The following is a 19,529-nucleotide window of genomic DNA, read 5'->3' as shown; positions in this document are numbered from 1 at the left end:
TCGATAACTTTCATTTCCGTTCAAATAACGTAGAACGATTTGTATTTTTTCATCAGCTGTAAATTTAGCCATAGAAAAACTGCACCCCCAATTGTTAGACTGTGTCTAACAATTGGGGTGCAGTTCAGAATAGCTCTTTTTTTATGCAACCTTCTCTTCCGAAGTAACTCCGCGAATTTCATCAGCAGAGCGGATTGGATATTTACGGAACACAATAGATCCAATGTATCCGACAATAGTGGTAACGATTCCACATAGTACGGCAGCGATCGTTACTTTTATAACGTCATTAAATCCGAATAGGACAAGAAGACCTGGAATTGGTGATGCTGTTCCTGGTGCATTATTAACAAGTTGGAATAGTGATGTAATAATACCGGCAAGTGCACCGCCAACGAAATTTGTCATATAGATAGGAATTGGATTTGCTGAGACAACATCGGCTTGTGTTAAAGGCTCGATTGCTACAGCAATTGTATCTTTCTTTGAACAAATTTTTAATCGTTTAAAGAAAATAAAGTTCATCGGGGCTGAGGCCGCAACGGCAAGACTACCAATCGCCATTGGTAAACCTGTTAATCCAAGCATTGCAGTTAGTGCCATAGAACTCAGTGGAGAGGTAGAAATAACTGTTATTAATCCACCAAGCATAATACCCATAATGATAGGACTTTCTGTAGTTGCAACTGAAATCATAGAACCGATTTTACCGAGTGTTGCGTTAACGAGCGGATCCATAAGCATTGCCATTCCGCGTGAGATTGGTGCAGCGATAAATAGGATTGCTAAAAATTCCACGCCAGCTGGTAATTTCTTTTCGAGAAATTTCACGACGAAAGCACAAACGTATCCAGCGAAAAATCCTGGTAAAATACCGAATCCACTAGTAGCGATACCAATTAAAACAGCGTATACGGGGGAAACACCGATTGCTAATGCGACTAAAATCGCTGCTGCGACACCGCTCATACTACCGGAAGCTTCTCCTACTGATTGTAAAAAGTCATTATGAAACATTTCTCCACCTATATAACGGTGAAATGCTTCAATAAGAAAACTTGCGATTGCTGCATTAGCTAAAGCACCCATCGCCTTCATTCCATAAGGCGCACGGTAACTAAAAAGTGTAAATAGACAAAGTACAACAAGTAATAGTGCTAAACCTTGCAAGATAGCCATTTGAAAACTGTCTCCTTTGATTTTTGTAATAAAAATTCGTATCATTCAATAATAATATAAAAGTGTATGAAACGGAAAAATTTTTTCTTGGGAACTTGCTGTAAGAAAAAATCCCTTACAATAATGTAAGGAAAGTGTAAGACTTTTAGATAGAGTATAGTATGCTCTTTTCCGTATAATACAAGTATAGATATAATACTAGTGAGAAAGAAGTGCAAACAGGAGGTTCATGTATGAAATTGGTAATTAAAGTTTTAGCTGTATTCGCCATTATTCTAGGTGGAACAGCGTATTATTTGAACACAAAAACAGAAGGTGTACATGCTTTTGTAGACAACTTCTTTTCAAATAAAGAAATACAAGATTATTATGCGGTTATAGATAAAGGTGAGAAAAAAGACGGAGAATACTTGTATACTTTTAAAGGGTATACAGAAGACGGAAAGTTACAGATCATTAAAAGAATGATGAACCGTGAATTGCATACGGGGGCGTTTATAAAAATTTATGCAAAAGGTATGCAAGGAAAAGGATGGGCTGAAATCCCGAAAGAATCTATTCCACAAAAAGCGTTGGAAAAAATAGAAAAACCATAAAAGGAGCGACTCATTCGCTCCTTTTTTAGTGCGTTAAAATAGTGATAGATGTTTTTTCCTTGTTAGAAATAATTTTTGCACGTCCACCAATTGGGAAAGTGAAAATCGGGGTTGTATGCCCGAAACTTGCGTTTGCAATGATAGGAATATGTGCAAGTTCAGGTTTTGAAGCAATCATTTCTTGAATGTCTTCTATCGTACATTCTGCACCTTTTTGCATCTTTCCTATAACGATTCCCTTTATGTATTCAAAATCTTGCTGCTGCATAAGGGAATGTAAATAACGATCAAAAGTTTTAAGAGTAGATGTTCCAGTTAAACTATCTTCTTCAATAAATAAAATTTTGTCCTTTAAATTTGGCATATATGGTGTGCCTTGCAGTAAGTTAAATGTGCTCATATTGCCACCGATAATATCTCCCGTAGCTTCTCCTTCCTGAATTGAAACGTATCCTTCATTTTTAATAAATTCTCGATTTTCCTGATCTATATACCAAGAATCATCGCTCCATGTTTCAGATGGCAGGACTTCAATAGGCTCATTAGAAGTTAAGCACTTTAAAAAGTAATCGGTTGTATACTCGAGCCCTTTCTCCATTCCAAAGGAAGAGAAATGGGGTCCTGAATATGTAACGAGCCCTGTTTTTGCGTAAATTGCATTATTTAAAGCAGTAATATCTGAATAACCACAGAAAAATTTCGGGTTTTTACGAATTAGATCATAATCGAGATGTTTCAATAAACCATTGGAGTTGTATCCGCCAAGTGTCGTCAAAATAGCTTTTACATTAGGGTCTCCAAATGCTTTATGGAGGTCTTGAATGCGGGAAGAAATAGAAGAGGAAGCAAATCGATCTATCTCATCGGCATATTTTGAGAATGTAACTTGAAAGCCCATGTCGGTTAATCTTTTTATAGCAAGTTTTTTATTTTCATTTGAAACAATACTTAAACTACACGATGGTGAAATCACTCGTATTTCATCACCCTTTTTTAACTTTGTTGGTATCACTATACTCACCTCTTTAATTGAAAGAATATTTAGATTTAAAAAATATTTTATCATATGAAATAAAGTAGAAGTGAATTATTTTTTGAAATGGAGTTTTCCTGATTTTTCAGCAGACAGACAGAGTCTTTTTTTGATATGATAGGAAAAGTGATTTATTATAAGTAGTATTTAATATCTATAACATTTGAAAGGTGTGCAAGACGTGGAGAAACAACTTGCAGGCTTGCCGGTACACGTTCATTTCGTAACAGAAATCCGTGAAGGGGCGAGGAAGGAAACCGTTGCTTTTGAAGCAAATGGTCAATACTATGTAAAAGGTCAAGGTACATATGTAACATTCCAGGAGCCGAACGAACAAGGCGAAGTGAAAACAATTATTAAAATTCAAGATGAACAAGTTCTCATTATGCGTTCAGGTGCTGTTTCTATGCGTCAGACGCATGTGAAAGGTGAATGGACAACTGGTACGTATACGAGTGAACTTGGTACGTTTGCATTGCAAACAAAGACTGATAACGTTCTTTTTAAATGGTCGGATGAAAAGAAAAAAGGACAACTCTTCTTAACTTACGCATTGCTTCTAAGTGAACAAGAAGCTGGCAGATATACTATTACAATTAATTTGAAGGAGGCAAAATAATGAATTCCTTAGAACAAGTAAAAGGATTGATTAAAGAAGAAATTCAGGCTGCTGTATTAAAGGCAGAATTAGCGACAGAAGAACAGATTCCAAACGTTGTATTAGAATCTCCAAAAGATAAAACAAATGGTGACTTCTCTACAAATATGGCAATGCAACTTGCACGCGTTGCGAAAAAAGCACCTCGTATGATTGCAGAAGAACTAGTTGCAAATTTCGATAAAGCAAAAGCTTCTATTGAAAAAATCGAAATCGCTGGTCCTGGTTTTATTAACTTCTATATGGATAATAGCTACTTAACAGATTTAATTCCAACAATCGTAAACGCTGGTGAAGCTTACGGTGAAACGAATACTGGTAAAGGTGAAAAAGTACAAGTTGAGTTCGTATCTGCGAATCCAACAGGTGACCTTCACTTAGGGCATGCACGTGGTGCGGCAGTAGGTGATACTTTATGTAACCTATTAGCAAAAGCAGGCTACGATGTATCTCGTGAGTACTACATTAATGATGCTGGTAACCAAATTCATAACTTAGCTCTTTCTGTTGAAGCTCGTTACATGCAAGCTTTAGGCTTAGATAAAGAAATGCCAGAAGACGGTTACCATGGTGCGGATATCATTGGAATCGGTAAACGTTTAGCTGAAGAATTCGGCGATCGTTATGCGAAAGCTGATGAAAAAGAAAGCTATGAATTCTACCGTGAGTACGGTTTAAAATATGAATTAGCAAAACTTCAAAAAGACTTAGAAAGCTTCCGTGTTAAATTTGATGTATGGTTCTCAGAAACATCACTATACAAAAACGGAAAAATCGATCAAGCTCTTGCCGTATTAAAAGAGCGCGAAGAGATCTTTGAAGAAGATGGAGCAACTTGGTTCCGTTCAATGACTTACGGTGACGATAAAAACCGTGTATTAATTAAAAACGATGGTTCTTACACATACTTAACGCCAGATATCGCGTATCACCGTGATAAATTAGAGCGTGGTTTTGATAAGTTAATCAATATTTGGGGTGCTGACCACCACGGTTACATTCCTCGTATGAAGGCTGCTATTCAAGCACTTGGTTACGATAAAGAAACACTTGAAGTAGAAATCATCCAAATGGTACAACTGTATCAAAACGGTGAAAAAATGAAGATGAGTAAGCGTACGGGTAAAGCAGTTACACTTCGTGAGCTTATGGAAGAAGTAGGCGTGGACGCAATGCGTTACTTCTTCGCAATGCGTAGCGGTGATTCTCATTTAGACTTCGATATGGACTTAGCTGTATCAAAATCTAATGAAAACCCAGTATACTATGCACAATATGCTCATGCTCGTGTATGCAGTATCCTTCGTCAAGGTGAAGAGTTAGGATTAGCTACAGGCGGAGATGTGAACTACAAGCTTGTTACTTCTGAGAAAGAAGTAGAGTTACTGAAAAAACTTGGTGAATTCCCAGCTGTAGTTGCAGATGCAGCACAAAAACGTCTGCCACACCGTATTACAAACTATGCATTTGAATTAGCAGCAACATTACACAGCTTCTACAATGCAGAAAAAGTATTAAACCAAGATAACTTAGAATTAAGTAAAGCTCGTTACGAGTTAATGAAGGCAGTACGCACTACACTTCAAAATGCATTAGCAATCGTAGGAGTATCTGCACCAGAAAAAATGTAATGAAGAAAAGCGGAAGCGGCTCGTTTAGAATAGGAGGGGGATGGAGCTCCTGACAGAGAGGCGTACTTTGCCTCGGAGGAAGGCGCGAAGCCACCGAGTATTCTAGCCGCTGGAACTGGACAATAAAGAAAAGCGGAGCCGACTGTTTAGTCCTGAAGGCTAAGGGTCTTTCCCACAGAAGATGCATTTTATCTTCTAGTGGGGAAGGTTCTTAGACAGAAGGGGCTAGGAGGCAGAGCTGGACATAAAGAAAAACGGAAGCGGACTTTCGTTTTTAAATAAAAGGCAATCACACGATGTTGTGATTGCCTTTTTATGTGGAGATAATAAAAAAATAAAATTTTATCAAACAAAAGAGGAATTTGCGTCGTCTTATATAAATGACAGGAGGCGTATGATGGAAGAAAAGATAGAAGAATTAATTGATATATATAAGAAGCAAATATATTCCTTATGCTATAAGTTAGCGAAAACGAAAGAAGATGCGGAAGATATTTTTCAAGAGACGTGGATAAAGGTTTTTTCATCAAGGCACCAACTTTCTTATGTGGATAATTATAAAAAGTGGATTACTACAATTTGCGTTCGTACATTTTATGACTTTTACCGCAAGAAGAAAAGATGGAAAGATCGCGTATTAGATTTATTTCATAAAGAAGATGGTGGAGAAGTAGAGTTTGTAGATGATGTGAATATATCAGAGGAAATCATTCAAAAGGTAGAAGCGGAAATGATATGGGAAGTTATACATTTATTAAATGAAAAATATAAAACGGTACTCGTACTCTATTACTATGAACAATATTCTTACAAGGAAATGAGTGAAATATTAAATATACCGATTGGTACGGTAAAGTATCGGCTTAATTATGGGAAAAAGAAAATGCGAGAACATTTGGAGGGGTTCGTTCATGAAGGAAGATAAATTTGAACAGAAAATAAAGAGCAGTTTAGCAGGAGAGATAATTCCAAGCGAAGAGCTAATCAATAACACGAAGCAGAGTGTGCGAAAGGCTCAGAAGTTAGAGAAGAGGTGGCTAATTAGTATTCATGCCATTTGGATTGTTTTGTTAACAATTGTTATAGAACAATTTATCACTCATTTGGATCATAAAATTCCTATGCTGATAGCAAGTGTGATTATGATGCACGTATACGTTCCGATATATGTTGTAATACAGTCATTTTTAAAGAAGGAGTATAAATTAGATGATAGAGTTCGCTAATCCATTTGTAGTATTTGAGATAGCTGGGATTACAATGTTTTTGGCTTTTATAGCACTTTTAATATGTGTTGCGTCATGGGTATATACAGATGCTAAAGCACATCAAATGAGCAAAGGATGGAGTATTTTAGCAGTTATATTGCCATTCTTTATTGGGTTTTTATTATATATGGTAAGAAGAAGTAAAAAGAAGGTTGAAGGAGAATGTAAGGTGAATTTTGTTAAAAAACAGAAAGTAACATTAGTTGCGATATTGGCAAGCACAATGTTTGTATTACTTAGTGGTTTTACTTTTGCACAAACGTTAGATGATGCGTGGAGAGCCGGAGATATATATTTAGCAAATGAGAGGCAAGGGAAAACAAGTTACAAGGCAAAATTCTCATCATGGGATATTGCCGGTAAGGATATTGAATTTCAGTATGAAAAGGATACAGAAGTGACATTTTCTTATGAGACAGATGCAAAACGAGGAAACTTATGTTTTAGTGTGTATGAAAGACAAGGAGAAGGTATAAAAGAGTTAAAGGAAATTTGTGAATCGAAAAAAGGTACTTTTACAGTTACTTTAAAAGCAAATGAAGAATATGTATTGAATATAAGCGGATTAAAAGTAAAAGATGGATTTGTAAAAGTGAATTGGGAAGAGAAATAAAAGGGTCCTATAAAGGACCTCTTTTCTATTGAATAGTATAAGTAACAGAAAAACTAACAGGACTATAGTAAACGTAAGGTGCATGAAATTGAACATACATATTGCCATCTGTTTTTGCAGTGAAAATTCGGCCGTAACCATCAGAATAACGTCCAATAAGGTTATGATTTGAGTCATAAACACTGTAACTAGGAGTTTTGCTGTTAGGATGAATTGTTAGTTCTTGTCCTTTTTGAAGGAAAATAGGTTCTTGTTCAGAACTACCTCCAGTTTGCAAAGAATAAAATTTTGTAAAGCTTTGTTCTTGAGCGGCAGCAGCGACTTTTGTTTCAGGAATAAACGCAGTAGCTCCAGTAATTCCTGCTAAAGTTAATGCACCTGCTAAAATCATTTTTTTCATAATAGAAAAAGCCTCCTTATTAGTTGTAATCAGTTTTGTTACAGTTAATATTGTATACGATAATGGGTAGGATAAAATATGCTTTTATGCATATATATTTTTTCTCAATAAAATACCACTGATAAAATCAGTGGTATTTTAAATGATTAAGCAGCTTTCTGTTCAGTTTGAGGAACAGGTTTTTGAAGCGAGTTATAAACTCCTGTTCCGATAACGTCTAATGCCATTCTCATTCGTTCAGGTGAAATGTTTTCTAATACGTTATCTTGAGGTGTATGGTATACCTTCTCAATATGATAGATTAATGGATTCCAACTATCGACACCCATCCAAATGAATAGAGCAGCAGGAATACCAGCTTCAGCAAATGGAACATGATCACTAGAACCGAATTTACCTTGTAGGATGAGGTTATTATTTAGTTGTTTACCTGCTTGCAAGGCAGCGTCTGTTACAAAGTTTGTAGAGCCATCAGGTGTCATAGCATATAAATTCTTTGCTTTATCATAATTTGTTGCAACCATGTCGGCGTTAAAGACACCTAAAATACGGTCGCGTTCTTTTTGGGATAGACTATTCACGTAATAATCCGAACCAAGTAATCCAGTTTCTTCAGAACCAAAGGTAATAAAGCGAATTTCTTTATCAGTTTCTACATTTTGAAAAGCACGAGCTAGTTCTAATACTAATCCAGTTCCAGAAGCATTATCATTTGCGCCAGGTGCTCCGACAACACTATCATAGTGCGAGCTTACAACGACTGCTTTTTCATTACCTGTACTCTTTTTTGGTTTCTTTTTGGCGATAACATTTAGAGATGTTAATTTAGATTCATGTCTCGCTTTTAGGGAAAGAATTGTTGTCCCTTTTTTAGCGATTTCTTCTTTAAATGCATTTCCTTGCGCATAAGCAAGACCAAAGACAGGGATAGATTGCTTTTTCGTTAGGCGGGGATTGAAGGTTTGTCCATAATTTCCGCGCCCGCCAATTAAACTGTATAAAAGAACACCTTTTGCACCTTTGCTAACAGCATTTTCAACTTGTTTATTATAGTCGGTAACTGTCGTTCCTCTTTCAAATAAAACAATTTTACCGTTTACTTCATTTGGAATATCTTCTAATTTTGTCCCACCTTCAACAAAGATAAGGGGAGCTGTAACAGCTTCTGTAGAAATTAGTGCATTAGGAGCAGCACCAGCTTGCCAATTACGTTTTGTTGATAGTGGTGATTCAATGAATCCAACGTATTGATCGGGCACCTGAAATGGTTGATATTCTACGTCATAGCCCATTGATTTAAGTTGCATACCAATGTAACGAGAAGCCCATTCTTCGGATTTTGTTCCACCGGGGCGAGGACCAATTGTTTCAGATAAGAAACGAACATGTTCAATCGCGCGGTTTGGATCAATCTGTTTTGTAATAGATGGAGTTTGTGTAACCTCTGACGTGGAATCCGCTTTTGCTTGCCCAATTGGAGCTAAGCTAACAGCAAGTGATACAGCAAGCAAAGAGCTTACTATTTTTTGTTTCAATGATTTTCTCATTTTTTCCTCTCCTATTCTTCTATTCTCTCTGACTGACAAAAGAAGACGGATAATGACTTTATTTTACCTTCACACCTTTTGTTTTTCAATATTCTGACATTGAGAAATAAAAAAACGATATATGCATATTTGCATATTTTTGAGGGAGATATGTATGCTATCATTTTAAACGAAGGTTCGCTTTCTACTCTGAAAGCTCCTACATTGCATGAATCTAGTGTACCCAAACTTTAGATTATGTAGAGGAATGGAACCACTGTAGGGTTTCATTTCTCATGTTTGAATCAGTTGATGGTAATTATGTTTCCGCATTTCATAATTATTATCAGTGATATATGTAAGGCATCCATATGAAAATAAGAGGCTGTTCAAAGGTTTTCCGTACTTTTGGGCAGCCTCACCCCGTTAAAAGGACGATACTTTATGTATCGTCCTTTTTGTATAAAAAAACATCCAATCAATTGAGAGATTGATTGGATGTGAAAAAATTATTAATAATTTTTTTTGCGTTTTGTAGCTAAAATACTTAATAATCCAGCTAGTAGAAGAACAATACCTACTGTTTGTGTAGGGTCTTCTTTATGACCTGTATTTGGAAGGTACTTATCCGTATTTCGATCATCTTGCTGTTTGTTATCTGTTTTATTCGATGTTTCTTCGGAAGTTCCGTTTTCGTGTTTCTCAGATATTTCATTGCTTTTATTTTCTTCTTTATTTGGAGGAGTAATTGGCTTGTCATCTCCACCTGAAGAAGATTCAATTTTTTTATTTGAAACTGTAATTTGTAGTGGCGTAGCTTGGGCTTTATCAATTGTAAAGTTTATTGGTGATGCATCTAATTGATAGCCTTTAGGAGCCTTTGTTTCTACTAATTGATAATTATCAGGTTTCAAATCATTTACGATTACTTTTCCGTGTTGATCTGTTTTTAAACCTTCTCGGATGACTTTTCCATCTTGGTCTAAAATATTGAAAATGGCACCTTCAAGTGTTCCGTGGTGATCAATATCAACTTTAGTTAACTCAATTGAACCTGTTGTTAAACTATTTAAGGCTGTAACAGAGGTAACCTGAGATTGTCCTTTCGTAATTGTGAAAGGAATTGGTTTAACGTTTAAATCATAGCCAGTTGGAGCTTTCGTTTCAATGAACTGATAATCTCCCGGACGTAAATCAGAAACTGAAATCTTCCCATCTTTATCAGTAGTTAAATCAGTGCGAACAATTTTACCTTTCGCATCGATGATGTTAAACACTGCATCGGAAAGTTTTGTATCTGGATTTATATCATCCACTTTTATTAATTCTACAGCACCCTCAGTTAAGCTATTTGTAGCAGTAACTTGGAGCTTTTCTTTTTGGCTTTTCTTAATTGTAAACTTAATAGGTGTACTATCTAATTTATAGTGTTCAGGAGCTTTCGTTTCAATAAACTGATAGTCCCCAGGACGTAAATCAGAAACAGAAATTTTTCCATGTACATCTGTTGTAAGTTCAGTGCGAATGTCGTTACCATTCATATCAGTAATTTTAAATATCGCATCTTTAAGAGCAGTACCATCTACATCATCTACTTTAGAAAGTTCCACAGTCCCTTTCGTTAAGCTATTTGTAGCTGTAACGGAGATAGGATCAGCTTGGCTCTTTGTGATTGTGAATGGAATTGGCTCTTTGTTTAAATCATAGTGTTTCGGAGCCGTTGTCTCGATGAATTGATAATCACCAGGACGTAGGTCAGAAACGCTAATTTTACCTTGTTGATTGGTAACAAGATCTTTGCGAATTACAGTGCCATTCATATCCACAATTTTAAATACTGCGCCTTCAAGAGTAGTGCCATCGACGTCATCCACTTTAGAAAGTTCTACGCCGCCTTTTGTTAAACTATTTTTCATAGTAACGGTAGCAATATCTTTTTGGCTTTTTTCAATTGTAAATATAATTGGTTTTTTGTCTAAATCATAGTGTTCAGGAGCCGTTATTTCAACGAATTGATACGTACCAGGACGTAAGTTTTCGATAACGATTTTACCTTCACTGTTTGTTTTTAAATCTGTTTTAAGTACTTTGCCATCTTGATCTAGTAAATTAAATACTGCATCGGCAAGTTTTGTTTGAGTGTTTAAATCATCAACTTTAAGTAATTCGATACTACCTTGTTTTAAGCTATTTGTAGCAGTTAAAGAAATAACTTTCTTCTGTCCTTTTTCAATAGTGAATTTGATTGGTGTTTCATCTAAAACGTAATGCTTAGGAGCTTTCGTTTCGATGAATTGGTAATCACCAGGACGTAGGTCGTTAATTTCGATTATTCCTTGTTCATTTGTAACAAGGTCTTTATGAACTACATCACCGTTCATATTAACAATTTTAAATACTGCATCTTTAAGAACAGTGCCATCAATATCGTCTACTTTAGAAAGTTTAACTGCACCCTTTGTTAAAGCATTTGTAGCAGTGATATGAAGAGTTTCAGTTTGGCTCTTTTTAATTGTAAATACGATAGGTTTTTTATCTAAATCGTAATGTTCAGGAGCAATTGTTTCAACGAATTGATACGTACCAGGACGTAGATTTTCAACAACAATTTTACCTTCAGCATTTGTTTTTAAGCCTTCTTCAACTAGCTCACCGTCTGCATCTAATAAATTAAATACGGCGTTAGAAAGTTTTGTATTTATATCAATATCGTCAATCTTTGTTAGTTCAACGCTACCTTTTTTCAAAGCATTTTTGCCTGTAACATTGATCTCTTTCGCTTGACTTCTTTCAATTGTAAATGGAATCGTTGTTTCATCTAATACATAGTGCTCAGGAGCTTTTGTTTCAATGAACTGATAGTCTCCAGGGTGTAAATCAGAAACAGAAATTTTTCCGTTTTTATCAGTAACAAGATTCGTATGAACTTCCTTACCATTCATATCAACAATCTTAAAGATTGCACCTTCGAGCATCGTACGATCGATGTCATCAATTTTTGTTAATGTTACTGCACCTTTCTTTAAACTGTTAGTAGCGGTAACAGTAATATTCTCTTTTTGACTTTTTTCGATAGTGAACGGAATAGGATCTTTGCTTAAGGTATAGTCTTTTGGAGCTTTTACTTCAATAAATTGATAGTCTCCAGGACGTAAATCAGAAGCAGTAATTTTACCGTTTTTATCAGTCGTTAAACCTTTTCTAATTACCTTTTTAGTATCATGAGCGTCAACGATTATAAATTCTGCACCTTCAAGAGTAGTGCCATCAACATCATCAACTTTTGTTAAAGTGACGCCACCTGTAAGTAAACTATTTTTTACAGTAACAGGGATAGGAAGATCTTCCTTACTACCTTTTTTAATTGTGAACTTAATAGGTGTTTTGTCTAATTTATAATGTTCAGGGGCTTTTGTTTCGATAAATTGATAATCCCCTGGTGCTAAATCAGGAATAACTAATACTCCGTGATCATCTGTTGTTAAATCTTTCATAATTTCTTTGCCAGTTGCGTCTTGCAATGTGAATACAGCGCCGGCAAGAGCTTTACTACTTTCCACATCATCTTCTTTAATAAGTTTAACTTTTCCTTTCGTTAAACTATTTTTAAATGTAAGTGGAAGGAGTTTTTGTTGTCCTTTTTCGATTGTAAATTCAATTGGTTCTACATTTACATCGTAATAAGTTGGAGCCTTTGTTTCGATAAGTTTATAGTTACCAGGACGTAAGTCATCTACAACTAGCATTCCGTTACTATTCGTAACAAGGTCCGTACGAACATCTTCATTAGTATCTCTATTAACGATTTTAAATACTGCACCTTCAAGTGTTTCCTTTTCATCTGCAGCATTCACTTTTGTTAACTCAATACCGCCTTTTGTTAAGCTGTTTTTAGCGGTAACAGTAGCCTGAGTTGTTTGACTTTCTGTAATCGTAAATTTAATTGGTTTTGTATTTTTGTCGTAATACTTCGGTGCTGTTACTTCGATAAATTGATAATCGCCAGGGCGTAAGCCAGTAGCGATAGCTTTACCATCCGCACCAGTTTTTATATTTTCGCGAATGACTTTCTTTTCATCATTTGCATCAACAATTTTAAATACAGCACCTTCAAGAGCTGTACCATCGACATCATCAACTTTTGTTAATTCAACATCTCCTGGTTTTAAAGCATTTTCAGCTTTCACAAGTAGAGTTTCTTTCTGACTTCTATCGATTGTAAATTCAATAGGTTCTGCTCGTAAAACGTAATGTTCAGGAGCAGCTATTTCAATGAATTTATACGTACCAGGACGTAGGTTACTAACTTTAACTTTACCGTGTTTATCAGTAGTTAAGTTAGTGTGAGGGGAAACGTCATTATTATTTGTATCGACAAGCTTGAATACTGCACCTTCAAGTGGTTTTTTCTCACCAAACTCATCAACTTTTAATAATTCAACTTCGCCCGTTTTTAAGCTGTTATTTGCCGTAACAGTAGCAAGAGCTTGTTGGCTTTTATCAATTGTAAACTCGATAGGGTTTGTACTTAACGTATAATCCTTAGGAGCTTCTGTTTCGATAAATTTATAAACACCAGGCTCTAGATCTTTAACGGTAACTTTTCCATCTGAACCTGTTTTTATATTTTCACGAATTACTTGTTTCTCGTCATTCGCATCGACAATTTTAAATACAGCACCTTCAAGGGCAGTGCCATCGACATCATCGACTTTCGTTAAAGTGACACCACCTTTAATGAGGTGATTTGTCGCGGTAACAGTAAGTGCTTTCTGTTGGCTTTTATCAATTGTAAATTTAAGCGGTTTTTTATCTATTTCATAATGTTCAGGTGCTTTCTCTTCAACAAATTGGTACTCTCCAGGAAGTAAATTTTTCGCTTCGATTTGTCCGTTACCATTTGTCGTTAATTTGGTATAACCAGGAATTCTTTTGTTATTTTGGTCCCGTACACTAAATACAGCACCTTCTAAAGTATTACCCTCTTTATCAACTTTTGTTAGGATAGCTGAGCCTCTAATTAAGCTGTTTTGGGCCGTTTTATTAATTACTGTTGTTTGATCTTCCTCGATTGTAAATTCAATAAGTCGATCATCTAATTGATAATGCTCAGGAGCCTTTATTTCTTTTAAATAGTAAGTTCCTGGTTTTAAATTATCTACAGTAATTTGTCCTTTATCATTTGTTGTTAATTTTTCGTGTTCTGAAATTATTTTTTTGTCTTTATCAAGTAGTGTGAAAACGGCACCTTGCAGTGTGACGTTTTTATTCAGGTCATCAGACTTTGTTAAAACTACTTTACCGACAAACTTCTTATTTGCAAGTTTATATGTTGTAGTCTCTTGTGTACCAAGTTCAACAATTTTCCCTTGTTTTAAATCCCAGCTAATTACATAGCCTTCAGGAGCCTTTGTTTCTTTTAATAAATATTTATCGCGTTTCAAATTATTAAATTTAGCGATACCGTCTTTGTCTGTTGTAATTTTACGGATAACAGTTTTACCTGTACGATCGTATAAAGTAAATTCTGCCCCAGCTAATAGTGCGTTCTTATTGTCGTTATCTACCTTTATAATTTCAAGGTTTCCACGGCCTTTAGTAGCAGATCCTCCGCCTGAACCAGAAGACATTCTCACTTCAATCGTTTCAGTAGTTTCTGTGTTTTTAACTGTCAACTTATTGCCTGTGATTTTCGCTTTATTACTTACTTTTTCTTTATCATCTGCATTAATAAGTGAGCGATATTCTAAAATATAAGCTCGATCAATTTTTTTCAAGAAGGCAATTTCGAAATGTTGCTTTCCGGTATTATTGTCTGTTGTTATTTTGAGTTTATAGTCTGTTCCTTCTTTTAATTCGTTTACTGTATCTTTTGTTAAATTTCCATATGGATCAACAGTTGTAGGATATAAGTGGAATGAATCTTCCACAATTACCTGATTTTCGGTTGGATCATCTGTTACAACGGCATCTGCAATGGTTGATTGGCTTTCGTTAATTGCGATACTCCAATTAATATAGTTGTCGTCTTGCACAGCTTTTTTAGTAACGAAGCTGCCACCTTTATTTACTTGAGTGTCACCTGTAAGGGTGTTTACAATTTTAGAGCCATCTTTTAAATCTGCCTCGTTTTTGTAGGTGCCTTGGATAAGTTCACCATCAAGGCTTGTTTTAAAGATAATATAGTAAGGTGAATTAATTGATTGTTTGAAATGAACCTTTAGGGTGTTTTTATTTTCCTCTGTAGGTTCTTCAAGTTCATATTTCTCAGTTGGTACAGCATTACCAGGTTGTGCATTATCAGGATTTCCATTTAAAATCATATCGCGCACTTCAATGGATCCAGGCACTAACTTTTGTTTATCTTGTATGACGTCTATAACATAAGGATCTTTAATCTCGACATTATTATAGTTAAAGCCTATTATCCAAGTAATTTCCTTCGTTTGGGCGTTATAAGAACCGTATTTATAACCATTTGCCTTTGTGAAAGTATCAGGATCGAAATTAGCTTCAACTTTATTTGATTGTGGATTAGAATCCGTATCTATCCAAGAAAGGTTACCTGTATTTTTAAATGAAGTTTTACCACTTTCTAGCTTTGTATAATCAAAGTCTGTCGTATATTTTACGACTAATGTCTTTGTCATATTAGACTGATACGTACCTATAAGAGTGATTTTGAAGCCTTTATCTGTTACATCTAAAACATAGTCAGTCCCAGCTTGAAGGGTATAATTTCCGTCTTTAATTTCTAGTTTCTTATCTTTTAATTGTAATCCACCATGATCAAAGGTGTCCGTAATAATCGCGTTGTTTAATGGATAGTTGTTATTATTTACTATAATTGTCCAAGTTGTTGTTTTGTCTTTATAATTTGTTTCAGCTTTATTATTAGATTTAATAATATTTTGCTGCTTGAAGCTAGCTTCATTTTCTTTACTTGAATCATTATCAGCTGTAACTTTATTTTTTACTTTTCCATCTTCTATAACTTTATTAGTTGGCTTGGTTTTATAGGTAATCACATAAGCACTATTAATATCATCATTAAACTGTAAATCGAATCCATTCTTCTTGTTACTTACAGTGTAATTATTAACAGCGTCTCCTGTTACAAGCGTTCCTTTTTCATTATATGAAGCGTTTTTTACAACAATAGAATTTGCATCTAGTTCGTGTGTATCGTCAAAAATATCTTTTAAAATCGCATCTGCTTTTTTGATCTCTCTTTGATCACCATTGTAAGTAATTGTCCACTCAATTGTTTGCGTCTTTGGATCATATTTACTTGTTTTATTTAAGTGTGTACCACGAGAAACCGTTACAGTAGAGCTTGCGTTTTGTTGCTTTTGATTATCACTCGTTATCGTAACGTTATTTCGGAAACTTTTAATATTTTCATCAGTAACTTTTGTGGCATATTCGATTTGATATGCTTTATTGATAGAATCTTTGAAAGCAATCTCCAATTTTGAACCATCTGATGAAATAATATTGTAATCTGTTGGCTCAGCTTCTGCACCACGCGTTACATTCCCATTAACATCAACTTCTAAATAATAAACTTTAATAGAATCTTTATTTAAGTTTGTACCTTGTGGAATGTTATCTTTAAAAATAGCGTTTTTAAGGGTGTCTTGCGTTTTGTTCATCTCTACTTTCCAATTAATTTCATTTGTATTAATTGGTCTATCAGGTAATCCTTTTTTATTCGTAGCTGTTTGTACATTAGGCTTAAAGTCAACTGTAATAGAAACATCCTTATCTTTAATCGGGAAAGGAATTTCTTGTGTTGTTGTACCTTTAATTTCAGCTTTATTAAATTCTGTCTTTAATTGTAGGTTACCAGCAACATCTGGATGCTCTTCAACATAATCGTTGAATGTCATCGTGACTTTTCCATCTTTTGTAACAGTAAAATTACCAATTTGATGGTTTTCACTATCATATAAAGGACTGTTAATTGTATTGTAAATCTTAAAATGTTTAGGAAGATCAAAAATATAGTAATCTCCATTTTTCACATTCATTGATTTTAAAAGTTCCCATGTAAACTCAATATTGGCAGGGGAATCTGTACTTGGACGGTTATCCTCTGTAAATGGTTTTCCGTCTTTATCCGTCAACTTTACACCGGTTAAAATGTTTGTTGTTATTTGCTTTGGACCTGAATTTGTATTCTCAGCAGGGCCGCTTGATAGCTTTTGTTCTGGATTGTCAGTAGCAATTTTAGCTGCTGGGTTTTGTTCCAGATTATCAGTGGCAGTTTTAGCTGCTGGGTTTTGTTCCGGATTATCAGTGGCAGTTTTAGCTGCTGGGTTTTGTTTCGGATTATCGGTAACAGTTTTAGTTGCTGGGTTTTGTTCCGGATTATCAGTAACAGTTTTAGTTGCTGGATCTTGCTCCGGATTGTCAGTAACAGGTTTAGCTACTGGATCTTGCGCTTGTTTATTAGTATCCTGTTTGGTGCCATCTTCTTTAGAGTTTTCTACTTGAACAGGAACTGATATAGGCTGAACCATTGTTCCTAAAGGAAAAGCGATTTGAACTGATTTTTCCCCAGTTTTTAAAGTTGAGTTAAACACGGTATCAACTTTAATTTTTCCTTTAGCGTCTTTCAAATTTTCTACTTGATCATTAAATATTAATTTTAATTTATTATCTTTAGCTGTTATAAAATATTGACCAATATTTTTTTGATCTGTTACTAAATCCCCTTGCAAATCTTTAGATACTTTTAATGCAAGTGGTATTTGAACTACTGCTGTATCATTTGCGTGTGCAACTTGTTGATCCTTTATTGACCAAGCGTATTCTACTTGAATGGTTGATCCTATCTTTATTAAATTGTTAGGATTTTTTGCTTCGTCAATAATATGATTCGTCGCATCTTTCATTTCAACAGTGTCAAATAAGGAATCTCCTGTTAAGGTTTCCGCTCTTACTTGATTGTATGGAAAACTAGCAAGTTGCGAAAATAGTACGAATACAATTAAACATACATTAAAAAGTTTTTTCATTTTTCCTCCTCTGAACATTCATTTGTCCATTGGGGACTTATTCCACATGAACAAATGGAATATTAAAAGTATTTGTTATAAGCTATTTATTTTTGTTATCCCTCCGTTTCTATACGCGTTCTCAGACAAACAAGATTATGTTCAAAGTAAAATTGTTTAACGTAAAACAAAATGTATATTTACACAGTTCTGTGGAAATATACACAATTCGACAAAAAATGTCGAAAAAAATACTGATATAAAGAATGATATCAGACCTTTATATGTGAGATAGTTTTCATGTATATCTAGTAAAAAAGAATGGTTATAAAGGTAAGTTTTACGATACATACTAACCAATGTAGTGTATCCCTTTGTGAAGGCTTATTTTTGCCTTAAAGTTATGTGGAAATAAAAATCTAGATAGGGTTGGTTTTGGTCAGAATGAAGACAATATGTACTTTGAAAATAGTCATCTATTTTGTCTAAAGAGAGTTGTGCGATTAGTGGACCGAAGTTGAAAGATGATAGTTTCTTACATTGTTAGATAAATATAAGGATTACAGAATATTCGACTAACACGTTACTACGGTCATTTTTGAGACTGTTTAAACAATAAGAAAGAAGGTGTTTTACTCCTTAGTTACAATATCTTTTTAGTAAAGATAAGCTTAAGTAACCTCCGCTAAAGATTATATACTTAAATGATAAAGAGTTCAACAATGGTTCACATATTTTCCCAAAAATAAAAAAACGGCTGTTTTATGTGGAATAAAACAACCGTTTTTTTTATATTAGATTTCTGTTAAGATTATTGGTTCACCGCGTGTTACGACAACGGTATGTTCACATTGTGCAACAAGACTTTTATCTGGTGTAACGAATGTCCAACCATCGTCACCACGTTCAATAATATGATCAGCTTTCATAGAGATGAACGGTTCTACAGCGATAACAAGACCATCTTTTAGAAGCGCATTATCCATTGGGTCATAGTAACTTAAAATGTGATTTGGTGCTTCATGTAAGCTAAGACCAATGCCGTGACCAGTTAAGTTTTGAATAACATTGTATCCACTTTTATGTGCGAAGTTTGAAACAGCACGACCAATTTGATTTTGTTTTGAGCCAGCTCTAACCTTTTTCATTGCTGCCCAAAATGCATCAACCGCTGCTTGGCAAAGCTTTTCTTTTGCCTCGTCTTCTCCAAGTACAAATGAAATGCCTGTATCTGCATAATAGCCATCAAGTGCAGCAGATACATCGACGTTTACTAAGTCGCCTTCTTTTAATACACGATCTCCTGGAATACCATGAGCAACTTCTTCATTTACACTAATGCAAGTTACACCTGGAAAATCATATTCTTTTTCAGGTGCAGAAATAGCACCATGCTCATCTAATACTTTTTTACCGATCAAATCAAGCTCTTTCGTTGTCATACCTGGCTTCGCTTGTTTTTTCATTTCTTCACGTGCAAGCGCAACGATGCGGCCGATTTTTCGTAAGCCTTCTAAATCTTGTTCATTACGAATAATCATGAAAACCACTGTCCTTCCTCGAATATATATCTTATCCGATTGTATCATGTTTATTTTCGTCCTGCTACTCGCTTGCGGTATG

General features: G+C 35.0%; 12 protein-coding genes. 6 read left to right on the top strand and 6 right to left on the bottom strand.

Annotated elements, in window-relative coordinates:
- Positions 1-141: 141 nt before the first annotated feature.
- Positions 142-1,179 (bottom strand): PTS sugar transporter subunit IIC, encoded by a 1,038-nt coding sequence (locus EBQ15_RS27410; RefSeq protein ID WP_000996328.1) that lies wholly within the window; start codon positions 1,177-1,179, stop codon positions 142-144.
- Between the two features lie 233 nt (positions 1,180-1,412).
- Here EBQ15_RS27410 and EBQ15_RS27405 point away from each other — a divergent pair, with 233 nt between their 5' ends.
- Positions 1,413-1,775 (top strand): YxeA family protein, encoded by a 363-nt coding sequence (locus EBQ15_RS27405; protein WP_000779920.1) that lies wholly within the window; start codon positions 1,413-1,415, stop codon positions 1,773-1,775.
- A gap of 25 nt (positions 1,776-1,800) precedes the next feature.
- Here the strand turns inward: EBQ15_RS27405 and EBQ15_RS27400 are convergent, their stop codons facing one another.
- Positions 1,801-2,787: a S66 family peptidase gene (locus EBQ15_RS27400; protein WP_000613233.1), complete on the bottom strand. Its 987-nt coding sequence runs from the start codon at positions 2,785-2,787 to the stop codon at positions 1,801-1,803.
- A 202-nt stretch (positions 2,788-2,989) separates the two neighbouring features.
- Between EBQ15_RS27400 and EBQ15_RS27395 the strand changes: the two genes are divergently transcribed.
- The 5 genes from EBQ15_RS27395 to EBQ15_RS27375 all read left to right on the top strand — a co-directional run bounded on the left by EBQ15_RS27395 (position 2,990) and on the right by EBQ15_RS27375 (position 6,978).
- A complete protein-coding gene (locus tag EBQ15_RS27395; protein WP_000414867.1) occupies positions 2,990-3,427 on the top strand; it encodes a YwiB family protein in 438 nt (145 codons plus the stop codon).
- Entirely contained in the window at positions 3,427-5,097 is a 1,671-nt protein-coding gene (gene argS / locus EBQ15_RS27390; RefSeq protein WP_001086447.1) for an arginine--tRNA ligase, read from the top strand. The genes EBQ15_RS27395 and argS overlap by 1 nt, the downstream gene beginning before the upstream one ends.
- Before the next feature lie 397 nt (positions 5,098-5,494).
- Positions 5,495-6,022 (top strand): RNA polymerase sigma factor, encoded by a 528-nt coding sequence (locus tag EBQ15_RS27385; protein ID WP_000391477.1) that lies wholly within the window; start codon positions 5,495-5,497, stop codon positions 6,020-6,022.
- Positions 6,009-6,323 carry a hypothetical protein gene (locus tag EBQ15_RS27380; protein WP_000656689.1) on the top strand — a complete coding sequence of 105 codons (315 nt, stop codon included), beginning with the start codon at positions 6,009-6,011 and terminating at the stop codon, positions 6,321-6,323. Before EBQ15_RS27385 ends, EBQ15_RS27380 begins: the two co-directional genes overlap by 14 nt.
- Positions 6,307-6,978, top strand: coding sequence for a hypothetical protein (locus EBQ15_RS27375; protein WP_000568890.1), 672 nt, complete (start codon positions 6,307-6,309; stop codon positions 6,976-6,978). The genes EBQ15_RS27380 and EBQ15_RS27375 overlap by 17 nt, the downstream gene beginning before the upstream one ends.
- 25 nt (positions 6,979-7,003) lie before the next feature.
- Here EBQ15_RS27375 and EBQ15_RS27370 read toward each other — a convergent pair whose 3' ends face one another.
- From EBQ15_RS27370 to map, 4 genes are all read right to left on the bottom strand, one after another.
- On the bottom strand, positions 7,004-7,378 hold the full coding sequence (locus tag EBQ15_RS27370; protein WP_000738221.1) for a hypothetical protein: 375 nt from the start codon (positions 7,376-7,378) through the stop codon (positions 7,004-7,006).
- Positions 7,379-7,524: 146 nt separating this feature from the next.
- Positions 7,525-8,925, bottom strand: a complete 1,401-nt coding sequence (locus EBQ15_RS27365; protein ID WP_001232213.1) for a M28 family metallopeptidase — start codon at positions 8,923-8,925, stop codon at positions 7,525-7,527.
- A 491-nt stretch (positions 8,926-9,416) separates the two neighbouring features.
- Complete coding sequence (locus tag EBQ15_RS27360) at positions 9,417-17,927, bottom strand: SpaA isopeptide-forming pilin-related protein (protein WP_000732759.1); 8,511 nt, start codon at positions 17,925-17,927, stop codon at positions 9,417-9,419.
- A 773-nt stretch (positions 17,928-18,700) separates the two neighbouring features.
- On the bottom strand, positions 18,701-19,495 hold the full coding sequence (gene map, locus EBQ15_RS27355) for a type I methionyl aminopeptidase (protein ID WP_003313889.1): 795 nt from the start codon (positions 19,493-19,495) through the stop codon (positions 18,701-18,703).
- Positions 19,496-19,529: the final 34 nt, after the last annotated feature.

The organism is Bacillus sp. 2D03, assembly GCF_003946765.1.
Classification (GTDB): domain Bacteria; phylum Bacillota; class Bacilli; order Bacillales; family Bacillaceae_G; genus Bacillus_A; species Bacillus_A cereus.
Note: the sequence above shows the minus strand (reverse complement) of the source record. Positions and strands in the feature narration are given on the sequence as shown.